At 61.4% G+C, this 21,304-nt stretch carries 21 protein-coding genes; 11 read left to right on the top strand and 10 right to left on the bottom strand.

Going from position 1 to position 21,304, the window contains the following annotated elements; genetic code table 11:
• The first annotated feature begins 31 nt into the window (after window positions 1–31).
• The 4 genes from RY831_RS14240 (at window position 32) to RY831_RS14225 (ending at window position 4,215) form a co-directional block, all read left to right on the top strand.
• Complete coding sequence (locus RY831_RS14240) at window positions 32–1,447, top strand: circularly permuted type 2 ATP-grasp protein (RefSeq protein WP_326507013.1); 1,416 nt, start codon at window positions 32–34, stop codon at window positions 1,445–1,447.
• 1 nt (window position 1,448) lies between these two features.
• Window positions 1,449–2,429, top strand: coding sequence for an alpha-E domain-containing protein (locus tag RY831_RS14235; protein ID WP_326507012.1), 981 nt, complete (start codon window positions 1,449–1,451; stop codon window positions 2,427–2,429).
• 2 nt (window positions 2,430–2,431) lie between these two features.
• Complete coding sequence (locus tag RY831_RS14230; protein WP_326507011.1) at window positions 2,432–3,232, top strand: transglutaminase family protein; 801 nt, start codon at window positions 2,432–2,434, stop codon at window positions 3,230–3,232.
• Between the two features lie 104 nt (window positions 3,233–3,336).
• Window positions 3,337–4,215, top strand: coding sequence for a proteasome-type protease (locus tag RY831_RS14225; protein WP_326507010.1), 879 nt, complete (start codon window positions 3,337–3,339; stop codon window positions 4,213–4,215).
• Window positions 4,216–4,265: 50 nt separating this feature from the next.
• Here the strand turns inward: RY831_RS14225 and RY831_RS14220 are convergent, their stop codons facing one another.
• The 3 genes from RY831_RS14220 to purM all read right to left on the bottom strand — a co-directional run bounded on the left by RY831_RS14220 (window position 4,266) and on the right by purM (window position 7,000).
• On the bottom strand, window positions 4,266–4,952 hold the full coding sequence (locus tag RY831_RS14220; protein ID WP_326507009.1) for a hypothetical protein: 687 nt from the start codon (window positions 4,950–4,952) through the stop codon (window positions 4,266–4,268).
• On the bottom strand, window positions 4,949–5,566 hold the full coding sequence (locus RY831_RS14215) for a lysozyme family protein (protein ID WP_326507008.1): 618 nt from the start codon (window positions 5,564–5,566) through the stop codon (window positions 4,949–4,951). Before RY831_RS14215 ends, RY831_RS14220 begins: the two co-directional genes overlap by 4 nt.
• A 390-nt stretch (window positions 5,567–5,956) precedes the next feature.
• Entirely contained in the window at window positions 5,957–7,000 is a 1,044-nt protein-coding gene (purM, locus tag RY831_RS14210; protein ID WP_326507007.1) for a phosphoribosylformylglycinamidine cyclo-ligase, read from the bottom strand.
• A gap of 162 nt (window positions 7,001–7,162) precedes the next feature.
• Here purM and hda point away from each other — a divergent pair, with 162 nt between their 5' ends.
• From hda to panB, 7 genes are read left to right on the top strand one after another with little or no spacing between them, the layout of a single operon-like run.
• Complete coding sequence (gene hda, locus RY831_RS14205) at window positions 7,163–7,843, top strand: DnaA regulatory inactivator Hda (protein WP_326507006.1); 681 nt, start codon at window positions 7,163–7,165, stop codon at window positions 7,841–7,843.
• Window positions 7,843–8,511 carry a histidinol-phosphatase gene (locus tag RY831_RS14200; RefSeq protein WP_326507005.1) on the top strand — a complete coding sequence of 223 codons (669 nt, stop codon included), beginning with the start codon at window positions 7,843–7,845 and terminating at the stop codon, window positions 8,509–8,511. Before hda ends, RY831_RS14200 begins: the two co-directional genes overlap by 1 nt.
• Window positions 8,508–9,884, top strand: coding sequence for a polynucleotide adenylyltransferase PcnB (gene pcnB, locus RY831_RS14195; RefSeq protein ID WP_326507004.1), 1,377 nt, complete (start codon window positions 8,508–8,510; stop codon window positions 9,882–9,884). Before RY831_RS14200 ends, pcnB begins: the two co-directional genes overlap by 4 nt.
• Entirely contained in the window at window positions 9,881–10,366 is a 486-nt protein-coding gene (folK, locus tag RY831_RS14190) for a 2-amino-4-hydroxy-6-hydroxymethyldihydropteridine diphosphokinase (protein WP_326507003.1), read from the top strand. The genes pcnB and folK overlap by 4 nt, the downstream gene beginning before the upstream one ends.
• Window positions 10,367–10,368: 2 nt before the next feature.
• Complete coding sequence (locus tag RY831_RS14185; RefSeq protein WP_326507002.1) at window positions 10,369–10,716, top strand: DMT family protein; 348 nt, start codon at window positions 10,369–10,371, stop codon at window positions 10,714–10,716.
• A complete protein-coding gene (locus RY831_RS14180) occupies window positions 10,713–11,354 on the top strand; it encodes a deoxynucleoside kinase (RefSeq protein ID WP_326507001.1) in 642 nt (213 codons plus the stop codon). Before RY831_RS14185 ends, RY831_RS14180 begins: the two co-directional genes overlap by 4 nt.
• Before the next feature lie 2 nt (window positions 11,355–11,356).
• Window positions 11,357–12,187 (top strand): 3-methyl-2-oxobutanoate hydroxymethyltransferase, encoded by an 831-nt coding sequence (panB, locus tag RY831_RS14175; RefSeq protein WP_326507056.1) that lies wholly within the window; start codon window positions 11,357–11,359, stop codon window positions 12,185–12,187.
• 112 nt (window positions 12,188–12,299) lie between these two features.
• Here the strand turns inward: panB and can are convergent, their stop codons facing one another.
• The 7 genes from can to recN all read right to left on the bottom strand — a co-directional run bounded on the left by can (window position 12,300) and on the right by recN (window position 21,227).
• Window positions 12,300–12,998, bottom strand: a complete 699-nt coding sequence (gene can, locus RY831_RS14170) for a carbonate dehydratase (RefSeq protein ID WP_326507000.1) — start codon at window positions 12,996–12,998, stop codon at window positions 12,300–12,302.
• Window positions 12,999–13,212: 214 nt separating this feature from the next.
• A complete protein-coding gene (locus RY831_RS14165) occupies window positions 13,213–13,851 on the bottom strand; it encodes a chalcone isomerase family protein (protein ID WP_326506999.1) in 639 nt (212 codons plus the stop codon).
• Between the two features lie 261 nt (window positions 13,852–14,112).
• Window positions 14,113–15,246: a molecular chaperone DnaJ gene (gene dnaJ / locus RY831_RS14160; protein ID WP_326506998.1), complete on the bottom strand. Its 1,134-nt coding sequence runs from the start codon at window positions 15,244–15,246 to the stop codon at window positions 14,113–14,115.
• 100 nt (window positions 15,247–15,346) lie between these two features.
• Window positions 15,347–17,284, bottom strand: coding sequence for a molecular chaperone DnaK (dnaK, locus tag RY831_RS14155; protein WP_326506997.1), 1,938 nt, complete (start codon window positions 17,282–17,284; stop codon window positions 15,347–15,349).
• An 85-nt stretch (window positions 17,285–17,369) separates the two neighbouring features.
• A complete protein-coding gene (gene grpE / locus RY831_RS14150) occupies window positions 17,370–17,966 on the bottom strand; it encodes a nucleotide exchange factor GrpE (protein WP_326507055.1) in 597 nt (198 codons plus the stop codon).
• Between the two features lie 426 nt (window positions 17,967–18,392).
• Window positions 18,393–19,499 (bottom strand): ferrochelatase, encoded by a 1,107-nt coding sequence (hemH, locus tag RY831_RS14145; RefSeq protein WP_326506996.1) that lies wholly within the window; start codon window positions 19,497–19,499, stop codon window positions 18,393–18,395.
• 78 nt (window positions 19,500–19,577) lie between these two features.
• Window positions 19,578–21,227: a DNA repair protein RecN gene (gene recN / locus RY831_RS14140; protein ID WP_326506995.1), complete on the bottom strand. Its 1,650-nt coding sequence runs from the start codon at window positions 21,225–21,227 to the stop codon at window positions 19,578–19,580.
• Window positions 21,228–21,304 lie beyond the last annotated feature (77 nt).

Below are 21,304 nucleotides of genomic sequence, written 5' to 3'. Positions count from 1 at the left end.
CCTCAATTCGAACTTGCAAGCAGAACAGGCCATGCCCAATTTTTTCAACGAGATGTACTCGGACGGATCGGCACAGGTGCGGGAGCACTATCGCGAACTGCAGGCGTGGCTGGGTGAGCAAACCCCCGACACGGTGGCCCGAAAGCGAGGCGAAGCGGACCTGATCTTTCGCCGCGTGGGCATTACCTTCGCCGTCTATGGAAACGATGCCGGGACCGAGCGCCTGATTCCCTTCGACATCATTCCCCGCATCATTCCCGCAGCCGAATGGACCACGCTGGAAACCGGCCTGGTGCAGCGCGTAAAGGCGCTGAACATGTTCATCCATGACATCTACCATGAGCAGAACATCGTCAAGGCGGGCGTCATTCCGGCCGAGCAGCTGTTCAGGAATGCGCAGTACCGTCCCGAGATGCAGGGCATTTCCGTCGTTTCCGACATCTATGCGCATATCGCCGGCATCGACATCGTGCGCGCCGGCGAAGGCGAGTTCTACGTGCTGGAAGACAATCTGCGCGTGCCGTCCGGCGTGTCGTACATGCTGGAAGACCGCAAGATGATGATGCGCCTGTTCCCGGAGCTGTTCTCCCGCTACAAGGTCGCGCCGGTCGCCCATTATCCCGACATGCTGCTCGACAACCTGCGCTCGGTGGCGCCGATGGGCGTTACCGATCCCACCGTGGTGGTCATGACGCCGGGCATGTACAACTCGGCCTACTTCGAACATGCTTTCCTGGCCCAGCAAATGGGCGTGGAACTGGTCGAGGGCAAAGACATGTTCGTCGACGACAACGCGGTATTCATGCGCACCACGCGCGGACCGAAACGGGTCGACGTGATCTACCGCCGCATCGACGACGACTTCCTCGATCCGCTGGCGTTCCGCCCCGATTCCTCGCTGGGCGTGCCCGGGCTGCTGTCGGTTTACCGCGCCGGCCGGGTAACGCTCGCCAACGCCATCGGCACCGGCGTGGCCGACGACAAGTCCATCTATCCCTTCGTGCCGGATATGATCCGGTTCTACCTATCGGAAGAACCCATCCTGAACAACGTGCCGACCTTCCAATGCCGCAAGAAGGACGAACTGGAATACACCCTGGCCAATTTATCCAAACTGGTGGTCAAGGAAGTGCATGGTGCCGGCGGTTACGGCATGCTGGTCGGGCCAGCTTCCACGAAGGCCGAGATCGAGGCCTTCCGCGAGCGCGTGATTGCCAAACCGGACGGCTACATCGCCCAGCCCACGCTGGCCCTGTCGGCCTGCCCCACCTATGTGGAATCTGGCGTGGCGCCCCGCCATATCGACCTGCGGCCCTTCGTCCTGTCGGGCAAGACCATATCGATGGTCAAGGGCGGCCTGACGCGCGTGGCGCTCAAGGAGGGCTCGCTGGTGGTGAATTCGTCGCAGGGCGGCGGCACCAAGGACACCTGGGTTTTGGAGAAATAAGATGCTGAGCCGTACCGCCGATCATTTGTTCTGGATGGCCCGCTACACCGAGCGCGCCGAAAATACCGCCCGCATGCTGGACGTCAACGTGCAGACCGCCCTCATGCCGCAATCCGCCCATGCCGCCGAACAGGGCTGGCGGGCGATGCTGGGCATTTCCGAATTGCTGCAGGCCTTCGACGACAAGTACGGCCTGCTCACCGCCCGGGATGTGCTCAATTTCATGGTGCGCGACCCGGACAATCCCTCGTCGATCGTATCCTGCCTGACCCAGGCCAGGGAAAACGCGCGCGCCGTGCGCGGCACGCTGACCACCGAGGTGTGGGAAACCCAGAACGCGACTTACCTGGAGCTGCAGAACAAGCTGCGCAGCGGTCTGCTCGAACGCGATCCCAGCCAGTTCTTCGAATGGGTCAAGTACCGTTCCCACTTGTCGCGCGGCGTCACCATCGGCACCATGCTCAAGGATGAGGCGTTTTACTTCATCCGCCTCGGCACCTTCCTTGAGCGGGCCGACAACACCGCGCGCATCCTGGATGTGAAGTTCCACGGTGCGAAGTCGAGCGCCTATGCGGATGAAGCGGAGGAAGTCGCCGAACCGCCCGAGGAAGAGTCGCGCCGCGACTTCTACTACTGGGCGGCGATCCTGCGCTCGGTGTCGGCCTTCGAAATCTACAGGAAGGTGTACCGCGACGTGATCACGCCGGAACGGGTGGCCGAACTTCTGATGCTGCGCGGCGACATGCCGCGTTCGCTGCTGGCCTGCCTTGCGGAAGTGGTAAGCAACCTGGAGCAGGTGCGCAACGACGTTTCGGCGGATACCGAACGCTTCGCCGGGCGCCTGCATGCGGAGCTGAAATTCGGCGACATTCACGAAATCCTGAAGGAGGGGCTGCACGACTATCTGACCGAGTTCCTGGAACGCATCTTCGAACTCGGCAACCGCGTCAGCCGCGACTTCCTCGTTCCGCTGGCGGCATGAGCATGGCACTCTCGATCCGCCATGAAACGGTGTACCACTACACCGCGCCGCAGAGCTACACCATCCAGCAGCTGCGCCTGTCGCCGCGCACCGAGCCGCACCAGCAGGTGCGGTCCTGGTCCATCGCCACCACCGGCCGGCGGCATGCGTTCAACGATGCCTTCTGCAATCACTGCCACATGCTGACCATTACCGGCCAGCATGACGAGGTCCGCATCATTGCCGGAGGCATCGTCGAGGTGGCGCCGCTCGACCGCGGGCGGCTGCCCGACGCCTCAGGCTTCTCGCCGCTGGTCTTTACCGTGCCGACGCGGCTTACCGAAGCCGATGACACTGTCACTGAATTTGCCCATGCATTCCTGCCGCAAGGCGCCAGCGGAAGCCAGCTGCTTGCCTTTTCGGAAGCCATCCGCGACAGGGTGACCTACCAGAGCGGCGCCACGGTGGTTACATCCACCGGCGCGGAAGCCTTGAAGCTCGGCCGCGGAGTCTGCCAGGATTACGCGCATCTTTTCCTTGCCTGCTGCCATGTGCGGGGCATCCCGGCGCGCTATGTTTCCGGATACATCGACCCGGGCGACAGCAGCCATGCGGAAAGCCACGCCTGGGTCGATGTCTGGGTCGAGGAAAGCGGTTACGCCGGCTGGTGCAGTATCGATATCACGCATGCACGCTATGCCGACACCTCGCTGTGCCGGCTGGCAATCGGGCGCGATTACGATTCCGCCGCGCCGATACGCGGCGTACGCCGTGGCGGGGGCACCGAAACCCTGGATGTCAGGGTCGATATCGTACTGAAATGATAATCCTGTTGCATGCGGACAAAATCTGCGGCATGGCGCGCCAATTCGGACAGCAGCATAAGGGCATCCTGTAGAATTTCGATTTTGCATTCCCGTTTGCAACCATGACTTACTGCGTCGCCATACGCCTCGATTCGGGGCTGGTCTTTCTGTCCGACTCGCGCACCAATGCCGGTGTCGACCAGGTGAGCACCTTCCGCAAGATGACGGTGTTCGAGAATCCGGGCGACCGCATGATGGTGCTGATGACTGCCGGCAACCTGTCGATTTCGCAATCGGTGCGCCAGATGCTGAACCATCCGGCGTCCACCGGGGGCAGAAGCATCTGGACCGCGAACAGCATGGATGAAGCGGCCCAGATCGTCGGCGATGCGGTGCGGGCCGTCTATGAACGCGATGCGCGTTCGCTGCGCGAGTTCGGCATCGACTTCAATGTCAGCCTGGTATTCGGCGGCCAGATCAACGGCGAACGCTGCCGCCTGTTCCAGATCTATTCCGCCGGCAATTTCATCGAAGCCCAGAACGAGGCGTCCTATTTCCAGATTGGCGAGGCCAAGTACGGCAAGCCCATCATCGACCGCGTGATCACTCCCGCCACCAGCCTCGACGAAGCGGCGAAATGCGCCCTGATCTCGATGGATTCCACCCTCAAGTCCAACGTCTCGGTCGGCCTTCCCCTCGACCTGCTGATCTACGAAAAGGATTCGCTGGCGGTCACGCGCTTCGTCACCATCGACGAAAAGAACCAGTACTTCCAGATGATCCGCGATACCTGGGGCCAGCAGCTGAAGCGGGTATTCGAGAGCATCGACGATCCGGTCTGGAATGCCGCGCCGGATGCGCAGACCAATGTGCTGTCCACCAGCGCGGTGCGCAACCAGCCGGTGCGCATGGCGCCGCCGCAGAATATCGCCAATGTCGATCCGCATCCGGCGCCCCTGCAGACGCTGGCGCAGCAGAACCGGTCGCGGCAGCAGCACTGAGACATAGGACAGGATGACGCAAGCTCCTGTCTGCGCAATTGATTCAGGCGTTACGGTGCGCGCCAGCTAACGTGAATCGGACCATTCTTCGAAGTTCTCGACAACTGGACAAGATCAAATCCCCTACCCGAACCATGGCGAGCGGCCCAATCGACTCTTATCAATAAATCTTCACTGCCGTCCTGATCGAAGTCTGCTCGAGACATGATGATATAGGTACGTTCATCTTCATCAGTCGCTATCTTGATCCCGCCATGCGCGGCCCGAGAAGCACGCCATCCCTTTCGATTGTGCCGAAGGGATGTTCCTGTCACCGATTCGCTGTGACCACCGATATTCACCGTCGCCGTCGCCGGAAATACCGAGACAAGAGACTCGGACAGTTGCGGTGGGAAGTAGCTTCGCGTTGCGGGCAAGCCTTGAGCGTGCCGTTTCAATGCAAGGCAATTTATTGCAAGGAGACGAAACAATGCATATTGCGGCTCGACGATGGACGCGCTGCTGGTATTTTCTACTTGCTGACAATTCGAGAAATGTATGGCACCCGACACGCCTTCCAGTTCGTAGTCCAACCTTGCGCTTGCATAGTGAGCAGCGGGTATGTCGTGTACAAGCCCGGCAAATGCATGCCGATTGAATACGCGCTCCGGCATGGGCCGTCGAGTTTGCGCTGTCGCTTCTGCCGCTAGGGCAAGAGTAAATAAAACCAATATTAACCGCGACTGAAAAGCGATCATTGCAAGGCCTTTTCGCGTGCTGCAGAAAGAAACAATTGCATAACATACTGATTCCTCGCCACGCTCAACTGCGGACGATAAGACTGTTGAGCTGCACGCCGCCACTCACCAGCCCGGATGCTGGCATTCAATAATGGGAACTTGTTGATCAATCCGCGTGCACCGAGATTAAATATCAAGTCGAACAATGCCATTTGGACGCTGTGCGACATGTGATCAAAATCGTTCGGGTAACCTTTGCTCTTTTTATAGATATTGCATAAATCCAGATAGAACCTTTCAAGGTGCTCATCCAAAAGCCTGTCGATGTCGATGTCGCTGTCTTTCATGAACAATCTGGCGTGCTTCTTGTACCACGACGCGCTATAGCCGACTAGCTGTCTAGCCATGTTTTCATATTCGGATTGCTTCTCGTGTGTGCTGGCGGCGACATTCTCGCCATGTGCCCCAAGCTTATACATCGGCAGAACAGCCATTGCAGGTTTAGCAGATACAAGGTGTCCGACACCTACAGTTACCTTACCAACCGAATCCAGATAAAGATGTTTGACCCGGCCCTCATATGTTTGAAGATTTTTTAAGACTTCCTGCTTGATATAGGGATGCAGAGACATTGTGAACACCGCAAAGAAGGTGGACTAAATGAAATTTGAAAAGAGAAATTCCCAGCACTAGATTAATAATTTTATAACTTTAATTGCAAATAGTGCAATAACTTATGCAGTTGGGAACTAGGGTGGTGTCATCCAGACCGAAATAACCAAGGCGGTACACAGAAGCAAGAACACATGGCCTCTCTTCGGTATGCAAGGCAGAAAAACTGATACTGGAAGACAGCCGCCATGGAAAAACAGCAGCGACCCGGTACAGCGGGACAAGGAAATCGGCGACTGTGATTGAACTCGGCTTAAACGGTTTTTGTATATACGGGAATACAGGAAGGCCAAAGAAAAACGGCTGCCGGTTTTTTCACCTGGCAGCCGTTTTTGAGTTCCTATCTGGCGTCAAAGCACGATGGTCTGCGCCTCGCCTTCCTTGCGCTCGCGGATTTCGCCGATCCGGGTGACCGTCTCGCCGGCCGCCTTGAGCTGGGCGACGGCCGCATCCGCGTTTTCCTTCGACACGATGACCACCATGCCGATGCCGCAGTTGAACACGCGGTGCATTTCATCGTCGGCGACATTGCCGTGCTGCTGCAGCCAGGTGAACAGCGGCGGCATGGTCCAGGCATCGCGGTGCAGGACGGCGGTGAGATTGTCGCGCAGTACGCGCGGCACGTTCTCGACCAGGCCGCCGCCGGTGATGTGGGCCATGCCCTTGACTTCCAGCGTCTGCATCAGCGCCAGCAGCGGCTTGACGTAGATGTGGGTCGGCTCCAGCAGCACGTCGGCCAGGCGGCGGCCATGGAAATCGGCGTTCAGGTCGGGCTGGGCCACCGAGATGATCTTGCGCACCAGCGAATAGCCGTTGGAATGCGCGCCCGAAGACGCCAGGCCCAGCACCACGTCGCCCGGCACGATCTTGCTGCCGTCGATGAGCTGCGACTTTTCCACCACGCCGACCGCAAAGCCCGCCAGATCGTATTCGCCGTCGGGATACATGCTCGGCATTTCCGCCGTCTCGCCGCCGATCAGCGCGCATCCCGCCAGTTCGCAACCCTTCGCGATGCCCTTGATGACATCGGTCGCCGACGGCACGTCGAGCTTGCCGCAGGCAAAGTAATCGAGGAAGAACAGCGGCTCTGCACCTTGCACCAGGATGTCGTTGACGCTCATCGCCACCAGGTCGATGCCGACGGTGTCATGCTTGTTCAGGTGGAAGGCCAGCTTGAGCTTGGTCCCAACGCCGTCGGTGCCGGAAACGAGCACCGGTTCCTTGTATTTCTTGCTGATTTCAAACAGCGCGCCGAAGCCGCCGATGCCGCCAAGCACGCCTTCGCGCATGGTGCGCTTGGCAAAAGGCTTGATGGCTTCGACCAGGGCATCGCCCGCGTCAATGTCAACACCGGCATCGCGGTAGGAAAGGGAGACGTTGGAAGTGGAACTCATGATTAGATTGGGTGCAGAGGCGGTAAAATAGGCGGTTGATAGCCAAATCGGCGACCAAACCGCTATTTTAACAAACCGATCAGTGCAAGCTTCCAGTTTCATGCCATTTTCTTTCCCTCCCCAGCAGGAATGCGGCCGGACGGGCAGCTTTTCCCTTCCGTCATGAGGCAAATGCTGCTCGACCTGGGTGCGGAAAAGCCGCAGACCCTCGATACCTTCGTTGTCGGCCGGAATGCCGAACTGCTGCAGCGCCTGCGTCTTTTCGCACAGCGCGGCGCCCCGTCCGGCGACCGCTTCCTCTATTTATGGGGAGAGACCGCAGCCGGCAAGACGCACCTGCTGCGGGCGCTGGCGGCGCTGCCGGACGCCCGCTACATTTCGGCCGGTGCACCCGCGCACGATTTTTCCTTCGACAGCCGTATCGGCCTGTACCTGATGGACGACTGCCACGACCTGCCGGCGGACTCCCAGATCGAGGCATTCGCGCTCTTCAACCAGGTCAGGGAAAACGGCGCGCTGCTGGTCAGCGCCGGCAACAAGCCGCCGCTGGGGCTGGAATTGCGCGAAGACCTGCGCACCCGGCTGGGCTGGGGGCTGGTGTACCAGGTGCAGGGATTGACCGACGAGGAAAAGATCGCCGCCCTGACCCAGGCGGCGCAGGCACGCGGCATTAGCCTTCCGCCCGGCGTGTTACCCTATCTGATCACCCATTTTCGCCGCGACATGCGCTCATTATCGGCAATGCTCGATGCGCTGGACCAGTATTCCCTGGAAACCCAGCGCCCGATCACCCTGCCCCTGCTGCGCAGCCTGCTGCAACTCGAAGGTGAACCCAAACCATAATGAATATTGCCCTCTTCGACCTAGACCATACCCTGATACCGCTGGACTCCGATTATGAATGGGGCCAGTTCCTCGTCCGCATCGGCGCCGTGGACGGCGAAGCCTTCTCCCGGCGCAATGCCGCGTTCTACGCGCAATACGAAGCCGGCACCCTCGACCCGGTCGAATACCTGGAATTCGCGCTCGGCACGCTGGCGGCCTTTCCGCGCCGCCAGCTCGACGCCTGGCACGAGCAGTTCATGGCGGAAGTGATCCGCCCGGGCATCCGCCAGTCGGCGCTCGACCTCGTGCGACGCCACCAGGATGCCGGCGACGAAGTCGTCATCATCACGGCGACCAACCGCTTCGTCACCGCCCCGATCGCCGCCGCGCTCGGCGTGCGCCACCTGATCGCCGCACAGCCGGAGGAAACGCCGGAAGGCGAAATCACCGGCAAGCTGATCGGCATCCCCACATCCGGTTCCGGCAAGGTCGTTCATCTCAACGACTGGCTGGCCGCGCAGGGCAAGTCACTTTCCGGCTTTGCGCGCAGCTATTTCTACAGCGATTCCCAGAACGACATTCCGCTGCTGTCCGCCGTGACCGATCCCGTCGCCACCAACCCGAACGCCTTGCTCAGAGCGCATGCCAGCGCACAAGGCTGGCCCATCTTGTCCCTGTTCGAATGATTAAAAAGCTTATCAAGCGCATCCTCGGCGTAAAGAGTAAAACCGAAAGCCCGAACCAGCCGGCCATTCTCGGGCCGAACGAGCATGGCATCGATCCGCAGCTGCTGTCGCCGAACGCGGTGCGCGTCACGCAGGCGCTGCAGGAAGCCGGCTTCAAGGCCTTCGTGGTCGGCGGCGCGGTGCGCGACCTGCTGCTCGGCGTCAAGCCCAAGGATTTCGACGTCGCCACCAATGCCACGCCGGAGCAGGTGAAGCGCCTGTTCCGCCGCGCCTTCATCATCGGCAAGCGCTTCCAGATCGTGCATGTGATGTTCGGCCAGGAAGTCATCGAGGTCACGACCTTCCGCGGCACTTCGGCCGACAACGCGCCCAAGGACGAGCATGGCCGCGTGCTGCGCGACAATACCTTCGGCGAGCAGCATGAAGACGCCGTGCGGCGCGACTTCACGATCAATGCCATGTACTACGACCCGGCCACGCGGCAGGTGCTCGACTATCACCAGGGTATCGCCGACATCCGCAGCAAGACCCTGCGCATCATCGGCGTGCCGGAAGCGCGCTACCGGGAAGACCCGGTGCGACTGCTGCGCGTGGTCCGGTTCGCCGCCAAGCTCGGCTTCTCCATCGATCCGCACACCCGCGCGCCCATTCAGGTGATGGCGCCGCTGATCAACAACGTGCCGGCCGCCCGCGTGTTCGACGAAATGCTCAAGCTGCTGATGAGCGGCCAGGCGCTGGCCTGCCTGCAGCAGCTGCGCCAGGACGGCCTGCACCACGGCCTGCTGCCGCTGCTCGACGTGGTGCTGGAGCAGCCGCTGGGCGAGAAATTCGTCACCCTCGCGCTGGCCGGCACCGACCAGCGCATCCGTGAAGGCAAGCCGGTATCGCCGGGCTTCCTGTTCGCCTCGCTGCTGTGGCACCAGGTCCTGGAAAAATGGACGGCCTACCAGGCGGCCGGCGAATATCCGATTCCCGCGCTGCACCTGGCGGCCGACGATGTGCTCAATACCCAGACCGAAAAGCTTGCCCTGCAGCGGCGCATCGCTTCCGACATGCGCGATATCTGGGCCATGCAGCCGCGCTTCGAGCGGCGCATAGGCAAGTCACCCTACAAGCTGCTCGAACATCCGCGCCTGCGTGCCGGCTACGACTTCCTGCTGCTGCGCTGCGCCTCGGGCGAGATCGACCAGGAAGTCGGCGAGTGGTGGACAGACTTCATGGCGGCCGACGGCCCGGAGCGCGACGCCCTGCTCTCGCGCAAGCCGAAGGCCGAGGGCGAGGCAACGGCGGCCCGCAAGCGCCGCCGCCGCGGCGGACGCAGCAAGCCCAAGGACGCTCCGGGAGCAGGCCCGACGGAAGGCTCGGCGCAATGAGCCGTGCGCGGCAGGCATGCTGCATAGGCATCGGCGCCAACCTCGGCAATGCGCAGGACCAGGTCGAGCAAGCCATTGCCCGCCTGGCGCGGCTGCCTGATTCGGCGCTGCTTGCGCGGTCGAGCCTGTTTTGCAGCGCGCCCCTCGATGCCGGCGGCGACGACTACATCAACGCCGTCGTCAAGCTTGAAACCGGCCTGAGCGCGCAGGCACTGCTCGCGGAGCTGCAAGCCATCGAACAGGAATTCGGCCGGGAAAGGCCGTACCGCAACGCGCCCCGCACCCTCGATCTCGACCTGCTGCTGTACGGGCGCGAACAGATCGAAAGCGAAACGCTGAGCGTGCCGCACCCGCGCATGACGCAGCGCGCCTTCGTGCTGATTCCCCTGCTGCAGGTCGATCCCTTCATCGACATTCCCGGCCAGGGCCCTGCCCACTCCTTCGTCCCGGGTGTCGCCGCGCAAACCATCCGAAAGATTTGATCATGCAGATTCCCGTTTCACTGCAGACCGTCGGCCTGCTGGTGCTGTCGAACATATTCATGACCTTTGCGTGGTATGGCCACTTGAAGAGCCTGGCCAGCAAGCCGTGGTGGATTGCGGCGCTGATCAGCTGGTCAATTGCGCTGTTCGAGTACCTGCTGCAGGTGCCGGCCAACCGCATCGGCTACACCGAGTTCAGCGTGGGCCAGTTGAAGATCATGCAGGAAGCCATCACCCTCACCGTGTTCGTCCCGTTCGCGATGCTGTACATGAACGAGCCGTTCAAGCTCGATTACGTCTGGGCGGCGCTCTGCCTGGTCGGCGCGGTGTATTTCATTTTCCGCGCATGAACCCGGACCGTTATCGAAGCATTGTCGTCGAAGGCCCGATCGGCGTCGGCAAGACCTCGCTCGCGGAAAGACTGGCCGATGTGCTGCATGCGTCGAAGCTGTTCGAGCGTCCGCAGGACAATCCCTTCCTCGAGAGGTTCTATCGCGACCCGGCGCGCTTCGCGCTATCGACCCAGATGGCCTTCCTGTTCCAGCGCATGAACCAGCTGCGCGAACTGGCGCAGGCGGCCGCGGGCAACACCCGTGTGGTATCCGATTTCCTGCTTGACAAGGATGCGCTGTTCGCGCGACTGACACTCGATGCCGACGAACTCAAGCTCTACGAGCAGCTCCGCGATCATTTGCAGCCGCAGGCGCCCGCACCGGACCTGGTGATTTACCTGACAGCCGAACCGGCGACGCTGACCGAGCGCATCCGCAAGCGCGGCATTGCGATGGAAGCCGGCATCTCCGAGACCTACCTGGAACGCCTTTGTGAAAGTTACAGCCGATTCTTTTATCATTACGACGCCGCGCCCCTGCTGATCGTGAATACCGAGCATTTCAATCCGGTCGGGCGCGACGAGCACTTCACCCAGCTGCTCGCCCGCATTGATGCAATGCGTGGCAAACGGGAATATCTCAACCTCGGGGAATAATGATGGCAGCCTATCTGCAAGACGGTGAATCGGCCGGACGCACCAAGGCCGTGACGGCACCGGCGCTGCTGGCCATGCGCGCGGCCGGAGAAAAGATCGCGATGCTGACCTGTTATGACGCAAGCTTCGCCGCATTGATGGACCGCTGCGCGGTCGATGCGTTGCTGGTCGGCGATTCGCTGGGCAACGTCTGCCAGGGCCATACATCGACCCTGCCGGTCAGGCTTGACGATATCGCCTATCACACCGCGTCGGTCGCGCGCGGCAACAAGCATGCGCTGCTGATCGCCGACATGCCCTTCGGCACTTATGCGACGCCTGAATCGACCTTTGACAATGCCGTCAGGCTGATGCAGGCCGGCGCGCAGATGGTCAAGCTCGAAGGCGGCGCCTGGCTGGCCGATACCGTGCGATTCCTGACCGAGCGTGCAATACCGGTCTGCGCGCATCTCGGATTGACGCCGCAATCGGTGCACCAGTTCGGCGGATTCAAGGTGCAGGGCAAGACCACCGAAGGCGCCGACAGGCTGAAGGCGGATGCGCTTGCGCTGCAGGCTGCAGGCGCTTCGCTGCTGGTGCTGGAAGCGATTCCGAGCGCGCTCGGCAAGGAAGTCACCGACTTGCTGGCGATACCGACCATCGGCATCGGCGCGGGCGTGGACTGTTCCGGGCAGGTGCTGGTCATGCATGACATGCTGGGCGTGTTCCCCGGCCGCAAGGCGCGCTTCGTCAGGAATTTCATGGACGGCCAGACCAGCATCGAAGCCGCCGTCCGCGCCTATATCGCCGCGGTGAAGGACCAGTCCTTCCCTGCCGCCGAACACTGCTTCTGAGCGGATGGCTGAAGCGGGTAGTGGAAGCGGATAGCCGAGACGCGTCGCTCAAGCTTGCCCCTGGAGCGGCCGGCACTGGCTTGCCGGCCGGTCTCTATCCCTGCATCCGGTTTTATTTGATCGCTTCGGTCGCTTCGCCGCGCTCTTCGTCGTACCGGTTCAGGATGCCGGCCATCCTGGCGCCCAGGTCTTCAATGCTTCCCATCGTCAGCCCGAGGTCGCGCAGCAGGCCGTCCTGGAGGCCGTAGATCCAGCTGTGCACGGTCAGTTCCTGTCCGCGTTCCCAGGCATCCTGCACCACGGTGGTCTGGCAGACATTGATCACCTGCTCCAGCACGTTCAATTCGCACAGCCGATCCTGCTTGATCTTGGCCGGCAGCGCGTCGCCGAGATAGCGTTCATGCTTCTGGTGCACGTCCTGCACATGGCGCAGCCAGTTGTCGGCCAGGCCGACGCGGCGCCGGGCCAGTGCCGCATGGACGCCCGAGCAGCCATAGTGCCCGCAGACGATGATGTGCTTGACCTTCAGCACGTCGATCGCGAACTGCAGCACCGACAGGCAGTTGAGGTCGGAATGCACGACCACATTGGCGATATTGCGGTGGACGAACAATTCGCCCGGCAGCAGGCCGACGATTTCATTGGCGGGCACGCGGCTGTCGGCGCAACCTATCCAGAGATACTCAGGGGATTGCTGGCGGGCCAGCGTTTTGAAGAAATTGTCATCCGTGGCCACCATGGAGGCAGCCCAGCTGCGATTGTTGTCGAACAGTTGCTCCAGCAGCTGGATGGTAGGTTTGGGAGAATTCATGGCGCCTGCCGGTTGGTGAAGTGGCGGCCCGGACGCGCCGGTTCCGGATCGGACTCGGCGGAAGAGCGGGTCAGCGCCGCGGCAAGCGGCCGCGGGCAGTGCGCATTATAACGGCGGGAACAGTTGCAAGAATGGAAAAGCACGAGCGGCAGAAAATGTCCGCCACGGGCAGCCGGCGCACTGACGGGACCGGGCTATTGACCCAACTATTGAATCAGCTATTGCCGCGCTGCGGTTCTTCTGGCTTTTCGCCCAGCATCGCGGGTTTCAATCCTGCGTCGACGGGTTTGTCACCCAGCCAGATCTTGAGCAGGGCATTGTAGAAGGCCGGATCAGGCAGCGCATCGGACACCTTTCTGCCGTTGACATGGATGACCGTCCCGCTGCCGGGGACCCAGTCGGTGGTCAGGACATCGCCCTTCTTCAATTCCGGAATCGAAGCGAAAATCTCGCCGAACTTCTGCAGCTGCGAGATGAACCTGGCTTTTTCGGACTTGTCGCTGTTTTGCTGGATGCCGCTCATGAAGCCTCGCGCCAGTTCCTCGTTGCCGACATTGCGCAGCATGACTAGGGTCACCCGCTTGGCGCCGGGAGCGTTCAGCACTTCCGCCGCCGTTGCCTTCCTGTCGTTGAGATACAAGGCGGCGACATACACCTTGAAGATGGCCTTGTGGCGAATGCCTGCCCCATTGAGCTTGAGCTCCTGGTTGCCGACATGCGCGATGTCGTCGATCCTGACGCCGGCCACTTCGGCGGCGGAAACGGATGAGGTGATCAAGGTGAGCGAGGCGGCAGCAAAAGCCAGCGCAGCGGCAAAGCCTGATCTGCGGACGAACCTGACGGCGCTTTTCATTTCATTGTCTCCGGTAAGTTGGATGCGTCAACAGTCACCGACGAAACCCGGCGAAGTCCAGCAACGCCCAAGCATGATTATTGGAAGCAACTGATTATCCGCAGAAATACTAGAGGCCGAATTCTAATGCCTGCGCTGATTGCGCCGGGTTTGAGAAAAAGCAAAAGCCGCGGGCTCCGAAGAAGCCGCGGCTTTTGATTATCAACTCGCGTTGCCGGCGCATGACACATGGCACATCCTGCATGCGCCTCGGCAGGCGGTTTATTCGAAGAACTCCTTGACCTTGTCCTTCCATGACTTGCTTTGCGGACTGTGCTTGGACCCGCCTGCATTGGTCAGCTGCTCGAATTCCTGCAGCAATTCCTTCTGCCGCTCGGTCAGCTTCACCGGCGTTTCCACGACGACGTGGCAGAACAGGTCGCCGGCATAGCCGGAGCGCACGCCCTTGATGCCCTTGCCGCGCAGGCGGAAGGTCTTGCCCGACTGCGTGCCTTCCGGCAGGGTGAACGATGCCTTGCCGTTGAGCGTGGGCACTTCCACCTCTCCGCCCAGCGCGGCCTTCGCGAACGACACCGGGATCTCGCAGTGCAGGTCGTCGCCGTCGCGCTGGAATACCGGATGCGCCTTGATGTGAATCTCCACATACAGGTCGCCCGGCGGCCCGCCGTTCATGCCCGGTTCGCCATTGCCTGAGGAACGGATGCGCATGCCGTCGTCGATGCCGGCAGGGATCTTCACTTCCAGGGTCTTGTTGCGCTTGATGCGTCCCGCGCCGCTGCAGGTCGAGCATGGCGTCGGAATGATCTTGCCTGTGCCGTGACATTTCGGGCAGGTCTGCTGGATGCTGAAGAAGCCCTGCTGCATGCGCACCTGTCCCTGGCCGCCGCAGGTGGTACAGCTGGTCGGCGAGGTGCCCGGCTTGGCGCCCGAGCCATGGCAAGTCTCGCACTCGTCCCAGGAAGGTACGCGAATCGTGGTGTCATAGCCGTGCGCGGCCTGTTCCAGGGTGATTTCCAGGTTGTAGCGCAGGTCGGCGCCGCGATAGACCTGCGGTCCCGCACTGCGGCCGCCGCGCGCGCCCTGCCCGAAGATGTCGCCGAAGATGTCGCCGAACGCATCGCCGAAGCCGCCGAACCCCGGGCCGCCGGGACCGCCGCCGCCCATGTTGGGATCGACGCCGGCATGGCCGTAGCGGTCATAGGCTTCCCGCTTGCTCGCGTCGGAAAGCATCTCGTAAGCCTCTTTGGCTTCCTTGAACTTGTCTTCAGCGCCCTTGCTGTCCGGATTGCGGTCCGGATGGTATTTCATCGCCAGCTTGCGATATGCCTTCTTGATTTCATCATCGGAGGCATTCTTCGCTACACCGAGTATTTCGTAATAATCACGCTTTGCCATATGGGAGGCATCCTGAATTTAAGCAAAAACGCCGAGTCGAGGATCGCTTGACGATCTTCGGCCCGGCGGGGTCACCACGGCGCAAGCCGAGGCCCATCGATTATTTGTCTTTCACTTCCTTGAAGTCGGCGTCGACAACGTCTTCTTCCTTCGCTTTCGATTCCGATGCGCCGCCTGCTGCACCCGCTGCGCCGGCAGCACCTGCCTGCTGCGCCTGTGCGTCGGCATACATCTTCTCGCCCAGCTTCTGGGCAGCGGTCGAGAGAGCGGAGACCTTGTCGTCGATCGCGGACTTGTCGTTGCCCTTGAGGGCTTCTTCCAGGTCCTTGATCGCGGCTTCGATTTTTTCCTTCTCGCTGCCTTCGAGCTTGTCGCCGTATTCGGCAACAGCCTTCTTGGTCGAGTGCACCAGCGCATCGCCCTGGTTGCGGGAATCGGCCAGCTCCTTGAGCTTCCTGTCCTCGTCGGCGTACAGCTCGGCATCCTTCACCATCTTCTGGATTTCATCCTCGGAGAGACCGGAGTTGGCCTTGATGGTGATCTTGTTTTCCTTGCCGGAGGCCTTGTCTTTCGCGCCGACGTGCAGGATGCCGTTGGCGTCGATGTCGAAGGTCACTTCGACCTGCGGAATGCCGCGCGGTGCCGGCGGAATGCCTTCCAGGTTGAACTCGCCGAGCAGCTTGTTGCCGGTGGCGATTTCACGCTCGCCCTGGTACACCTTGATGGTGACGGCCGGCTGATTGTCGTCGGCGGTCGAGAACACCTGGCTGAACTTGGTCGGGATCGTGGTGTTCTTCTGGATCATCTTGGTCATCACGCCGCCCAGGGTTTCGATACCCAGCGACAGCGGAGTCACGTCGAGCAGCAGCAGGTCCTTGCGGTCGCCGGCCAGCACGGAACCCTGGATGGCGGCGCCGACGGCGACGGCCTCGTCCGGGTTGACGTCCTTGCGCGGCTCCTTGCCGAAGAATTCCTTGACCTTTTCCTGCACCTTGGGCATGCGGGTCATGCCGCCGACCAGGATCACGTCCTGGATGTCGGACACCTTGACGCCGGCATCCTTGATCGCGGTACGGCACGGATCGATGGTGCGGGAGATCAGTTCCTCGACCAGCGATTCCAGCTTGGCGCGGGTGATCTTCATGTTCAGGTGAACCGGCGCGCCGTTGGCCATGGCGATGTACGGCTCGTTGATCTCGGTCTGCTGCGAGGACGACAGTTCGATCTTGGCGCGCTCGGCGGATGCCTTGATGCGCTGCAGTGCGATCGCGTCCTTCGACAGGTCAAGGCCGTTGATCTTCTTGAATTCGTCGATGATGTAATCGATGATGCGCTGGTCGAAGTCCTCGCCGCCGAGGAAGGTGTCGCCGTTGGTGGACAGCACTTCGAACTGCATTTCGCCGTCGACGTCAGCGATCTCGATGATGGAGATGTCGAAGGTGCCGCCGCCGAGGTCATACACGGCGATCTTGCGGTCGCCCTTGCCGCTCTTGTCGAGGCCGAATGCCAGCGCAGCCGCGGTCGGCTCGTTGATGATGCGCTTGACGTCGAGACCGGCGATACGGCCTGCATCCTTGGTGGCCTGGCGCTGCGCGTCGTTGAAGTAAGCCGGCACGGTGATCACGGCTTCGGTGACTTCCTCGCCGAGATAGTCTTCGGCGGTCTTCTTCATCTTGCGCAGGGTCTCGGCGGACACCTGCTGTGCGGCGAGCTTCTTGTCGCGCACCTGTACCCAGGCGTCGCCGTTGTCGGCCTTGACGATCTGGTACGGCATCAGGTTGATGTCCTTCTGGACTTCCTGTTCCGCGAACTTGCGGCCGATCAGGCGCTTGACAGCGTAGAGGGTATTTTTCGGATTGGTGACGGCCTGGCGCTTCGCAGGCGCGCCGACGAGGATCTCGCCGTCTTCCTGGTACGCGACCACGGAAGGCGTAGTGCGCGAACCTTCGGAGTTTTCAATGACTTTCGGCTGACCGCCTTCCATGATGGCGACGCAGGAGTTGGTCGTGCCGAGGTCGATACCAATGATCTTGCCCATGATGTGTTCCTTTATAAAGCTGGATTTCTGATGTGTTGTATATGTGGAACGAGACGCCGGTTTCAAGCGCCTCTCAAGCCAATTTTTACTGTGCGACAGTGACCAGGGCCGGACGCAGCAGGCGGTCCGCGATCGTATAACCCTTCTGCAGCACGCTGACGATGGTGTTGGCGTCCTGCTCGGCGGGCACCATGGAGATCGCCTGGTGCTTCATCGGGTCGAGCTTCTCGCCGGCGACCGGGTTGATTTCGATCAGCCGGTTGCGCTCGAAGGCGGCCGACAGCTGCTTGAGCGTCATTTCAACGCCTTCCTTCAGCGACTCGACGGCCGGGGTCTCGAGCTTGAGCGCCATTTCAAGGCTGTCCTTGACCGGCACCAGGGCCTCGGCGAAGTTCTCGATTGCAAACTTGTGAGCCTTTGCAATATCTTCCTGCGCGCGGCGCCGGATGTTCTCGGTATCCGCCTTGGCACGGAGGAAGGCATCCTGCAGCTCCGCCAGCTTGGCTTCCGTTGCGGCCAGTTTTTCCTCGAGGGAGGCATTTTGCTGGGGCGACGCGGCAGCCTGTGCCTGGGAAGCGCCGTTATCCGATGCCGGTGCCTCGGAGGTCTGAGCAGCCTGCGGATTCTGAGCGGCCTGATTGGCCTGTTCGGTCTGTTCGTGCATCTTTTCTTGATCTTGCATCACAAAAAGTCTCCAACAATCAATGGCTTAGCGTTTGTTGCCTTCATACATGAGGGTAGCCCCCACTTTTTCAAGGGGAATTTTGAAACATGTCGCGAAGAATTTTTCGGGCATTCCAGCCCATGGCTCCAAGCCATTGCAAGCAGCGGGAAATCCAGGCTTTCAATCCTGGCTTGGCGTACTACGATGAAGTTAGGGCTGCCTCAATCCGGTTCAAGGCCGAAATTCACAAGCGTTCACAAAATGCAACCCGCATGGCCTTGATCTTGCATCGGATCCGAAACCGTCAGGCCCCTATGGATGAATATGATGAAACTGCCACTGATATCCGCGGGCGTCGTTGCATACTCGCTATTTGCCGCCGCCTGGATCTGCGAAGCGCGGCTGATACCCCTGCTGTAAAGGCGCCCCGCTCCCTGCAGCGCCCTACTGCTCGGCGCCGTGCAGCAGCGCCTGCTGCCGCGATACCGCCGCTTCAGCCTGGCTCTCGGCCTGCATGGCAGGGGTCAGCATGGTCGGCCAGCCGATAAGATGCTGCTCGGTGATTTCCGCCAGCGCGGTGATCCATGCCGGGTCTTCATTCAGGCAGGGGATGTAATGAAATTCCTTGCCGCCGGCATGCAGGAACTCCTGCTTGCCTTCCATGGCAATTTCTTCCAGCGTTTCCAGGCAGTCGCTGACAAAGCCCGGGCAAACCACGTCGACGCGCCGCTTGCCTTCCTTGCCCAGCGTCTGCAGCATCGGCGCGGTGTAGGGCTGCAGCCATTCCGCCTTGCCGAAACGCGACTGGAAGGTCACGACATAATCATCGGCCGACAGCTGGAGCTGCCTGGCGAGCAGGCGCGCGGTCTTGTGGCATTCGCAATGATAAGGATCGCCCAGCATCAGCGTGCGCTTGGGCACGCCGTGAAAGCTCATCACCAGCTTATCGGGACGTCCATTCAGGTCCCAATAATTCTGGATGGATTTCTTCAGGGCGAGAATGTAAGCCTCATGGTCGTGGTAATGCTTGACCAGCCGCAGCTCGGGCACATTGCGCACCCTGGAAAAGTGGCGGAACACGACATCGAACACCGACGCGGTGGTGGTGCCGGAATACTGCGGATAGGCCGGCAGTATCAGGATGCGGTCGCAACCGTCGGCCTTCAGCTTGTCGAGCACATCGGGCAGCGCGGGCTGGCCGTAGCGCATTGCATGCGCCACTTCCACCTGGTGGCCGCGCTCGCCGAGATAGCCGCGCAGCAGCTTGGCCTGGCGCTCGGTATGCACCTTCAGCGGCGAGCCGTCGGTGGTCCAGATCGACGCGTATTTTTCCGCCGACTTCGCCGAGCGCAGCGGAAGAATGATGCCATTCAGAATGCACCACCAGACCGCGCGCGGTATCTCCACCACGCGCGGATCCCACAGAAATTCCTTCAGGTAGCGGCGCACCGCCGGTGCCGTCGGCGACTGCGGCGTACCTAGATTGACCAGCAGAACGGCGGTCTTCGGGATGGCGCCATGGGTATAAGAAGGTTCCTTGTCGGGGCGCATTGGGTGTCGGTTGTCCTCGGATGTTGGCCGGGTGGCGGCGGATGCAGGTTGTCGAAGCGAGCGGTCTGGTCAGGAAACTCAGGAAGCAAGCAGTTCGCGCGCATGCTTGCGGGTGGTCGCGGTGATTTCGATGCCGCCGAGCATGCGCGCGATTTCCTCGATGCGGGCCTTGGCGTCGAGGAAATCGATGCGTGACATCGTTCGCCCTTCGCTGCTGCGCTTGCTGACCTGGAAATGCTGGTTTGCCTGGCTGGCGACTTGCGGCAGGTGAGTCACGCACAGCACCTGGCTGTCGCGCCCGAGGCGCTTGAGCAGGCGCCCCACCACTTCGGCGACGCCGCCACCGATGCCGCTGTCGACCTCGTCGAAAATAAGGGTCGGCGTTGCAGTGGCGCTCGAGGTGATGACGGAAATCGCCAGCGAGATGCGCGCGAGTTCGCCGCCGGAAGCGACCTTAGCCAGCGGCCGTGCCGAGGTGCCGGCATGGGCGGCCACCATGAATTCCACCTGTTCGACGCCGTAGCTCGCCGGCTCGCATGAACGCAGGGCGACTTCGAAGCGCCCGCCCGTCATGCTGAGATCCTGCATGGCGGCGGTCACTGCATCGCCGAGCGCGCTGGCTGCCTTGGCACGGGCCTTGGACAGCTTGGCGGCGACCTCCAGGTAGGCGGCCTTGAGTTTTTCCTCCTGCGCGCGCATGGCATCGAGATCGGTGACGCTGGCGAGCTGCCTGAGCTGCGCCGACAGGCTTTCGTATTCCTGAGGCAGGTCTTCCGGCGCCACGCGGAACTTGCGGGCGGTGGAATGGATCGCGTCCAGGCGCGACTCCACGAGATGCAGCCGCTCGGGGTCGAGCTCGACGCGGCCGAGATAATCATTGAGGCCGTACACCGCCTCCTGCAGCTGGATGCGCGCCGGTTCCAGCGCATCCACCACCGGCCTGAGCGCGGCATCGATGTCGGCCAGGCGGGACAGCTTCAGCGTCAGCGCCGACAGCTGCGACAGGATGGGGCTGCTCTCGGATTCGGAGATCGCGTTGAGCGCTTCCTGCGCGCCTTCGATCAGGCTGGCCGCATGCGACAGCCGGCTGTGTTCGGTGCTGATGTCGCCCCATTCGCCGGGCTTGACGGCCAGCTTCTGCAGCTCGTTGACCTGCCATTCCAGCCGTTCGCGTTCGAGCAGCACGCTCTTGGCGTTGGCCTCGAATTCCTCGCGCTGCTTGGCCAGCGCGCGCCAGGTCTTGTAGGCCGCGGCCACGGCGCGCGCGTCGTCGAGCAGGCCGGCCTGGCTGTCGAGCAGCACGCGCTGCGCATCGGTCTTGAGCAGCGACTGGTGCGCATGCTGGCCATGGATGTCGACCAGCATCTCGCCGAGTTCGCGCAGCTGCGACGCGGTGGCCGAGATGCCGTTGATGAAGGCCTTGGAGCGGCCCGCATTGTCGATCACCCGGCGCAGCAGCACGCCGCCGTCCTCGTTGCTGAATTCATGCTCGGCAAGCCAGGTGTCGGCGGCGGCGCCGGTGCTGAATTCGGCGGTGATATCGGTTTTTGCCGCACCTTCGCGGACCACGCTGGCATCGCCCCGTCCGCCGAGTGCCAGCGCCAGCGCGTCGATCAGGATGGATTTACCGGCGCCGGTTTCGCCGGTGAAGACGGTGAAACCCGGGGCAAATTCCAGTTCTATCGAATCGACAATAACAAAATCGCGTATGGAAAGTGTGCGAAGCATAACCCGTTCAAATTGAATAACAACGGCGAATCGACAAGAGCCCGCCGGTATCTTTCCGATGCCTGGCCGACTCTGGG

The organism is Noviherbaspirillum album, assembly GCF_035916955.1.
Taxonomy (GTDB): domain Bacteria; phylum Pseudomonadota; class Gammaproteobacteria; order Burkholderiales; family Burkholderiaceae_D; genus Noviherbaspirillum; species Noviherbaspirillum album.
This window is presented reverse-complemented; position numbering and strand designations above follow the sequence as displayed.

What these genes read in the sequence shown, in the direction of transcription:
- dnaK (WP_326506997.1), bottom strand. Translation starts at nt 17,284, where the DNA reads ATGGGCAAGATCATTGGTATCGACCTCGGCACGACCAACTCCTGCGTC.
- RY831_RS14200 (WP_326507005.1), top strand. Translation starts at nt 7,843, where the DNA reads ATGAATATTGCCCTCTTCGACCTAGACCATACCCTGATACCGCTGGAC.
- purM (WP_326507007.1), bottom strand. Translation starts at nt 7,000, where the DNA reads ATGAGTTCCACTTCCAACGTCTCCCTTTCCTACCGCGATGCCGGTGTT.
- RY831_RS14165 (WP_326506999.1), bottom strand. Translation starts at nt 13,851, where the DNA reads ATGAAAAGCGCCGTCAGGTTCGTCCGCAGATCAGGCTTTGCCGCTGCG.
- folK (WP_326507003.1), top strand. Translation starts at nt 9,881, where the DNA reads ATGAGCCGTGCGCGGCAGGCATGCTGCATAGGCATCGGCGCCAACCTC.
- hda (WP_326507006.1), top strand. Translation starts at nt 7,163, where the DNA reads ATGAGGCAAATGCTGCTCGACCTGGGTGCGGAAAAGCCGCAGACCCTC.
- can (WP_326507000.1), bottom strand. Translation starts at nt 12,998, where the DNA reads ATGAATTCTCCCAAACCTACCATCCAGCTGCTGGAGCAACTGTTCGAC.
- RY831_RS14230 (WP_326507011.1), top strand. Translation starts at nt 2,432, where the DNA reads ATGGCACTCTCGATCCGCCATGAAACGGTGTACCACTACACCGCGCCG.
- hemH (WP_326506996.1), bottom strand. Translation starts at nt 19,499, where the DNA reads ATGCGCCCCGACAAGGAACCTTCTTATACCCATGGCGCCATCCCGAAG.
- grpE (WP_326507055.1), bottom strand. Translation starts at nt 17,966, where the DNA reads ATGCAAGATCAAGAAAAGATGCACGAACAGACCGAACAGGCCAATCAG.
- recN (WP_326506995.1), bottom strand. Translation starts at nt 21,227, where the DNA reads ATGCTTCGCACACTTTCCATACGCGATTTTGTTATTGTCGATTCGATA.
- RY831_RS14235 (WP_326507012.1), top strand. Translation starts at nt 1,449, where the DNA reads ATGCTGAGCCGTACCGCCGATCATTTGTTCTGGATGGCCCGCTACACC.
- RY831_RS14180 (WP_326507001.1), top strand. Translation starts at nt 10,713, where the DNA reads ATGAACCCGGACCGTTATCGAAGCATTGTCGTCGAAGGCCCGATCGGC.
- RY831_RS14185 (WP_326507002.1), top strand. Translation starts at nt 10,369, where the DNA reads ATGCAGATTCCCGTTTCACTGCAGACCGTCGGCCTGCTGGTGCTGTCG.
- RY831_RS14220 (WP_326507009.1), bottom strand. Translation starts at nt 4,952, where the DNA reads ATGATCGCTTTTCAGTCGCGGTTAATATTGGTTTTATTTACTCTTGCC.
- dnaJ (WP_326506998.1), bottom strand. Translation starts at nt 15,246, where the DNA reads ATGGCAAAGCGTGATTATTACGAAATACTCGGTGTAGCGAAGAATGCC.
- RY831_RS14225 (WP_326507010.1), top strand. Translation starts at nt 3,337, where the DNA reads ATGACTTACTGCGTCGCCATACGCCTCGATTCGGGGCTGGTCTTTCTG.
- RY831_RS14240 (WP_326507013.1), top strand. Translation starts at nt 32, where the DNA reads ATGCCCAATTTTTTCAACGAGATGTACTCGGACGGATCGGCACAGGTG.
- panB (WP_326507056.1), top strand. Translation starts at nt 11,357, where the DNA reads ATGGCAGCCTATCTGCAAGACGGTGAATCGGCCGGACGCACCAAGGCC.
- pcnB (WP_326507004.1), top strand. Translation starts at nt 8,508, where the DNA reads ATGATTAAAAAGCTTATCAAGCGCATCCTCGGCGTAAAGAGTAAAACC.
- RY831_RS14215 (WP_326507008.1), bottom strand. Translation starts at nt 5,566, where the DNA reads ATGTCTCTGCATCCCTATATCAAGCAGGAAGTCTTAAAAAATCTTCAA.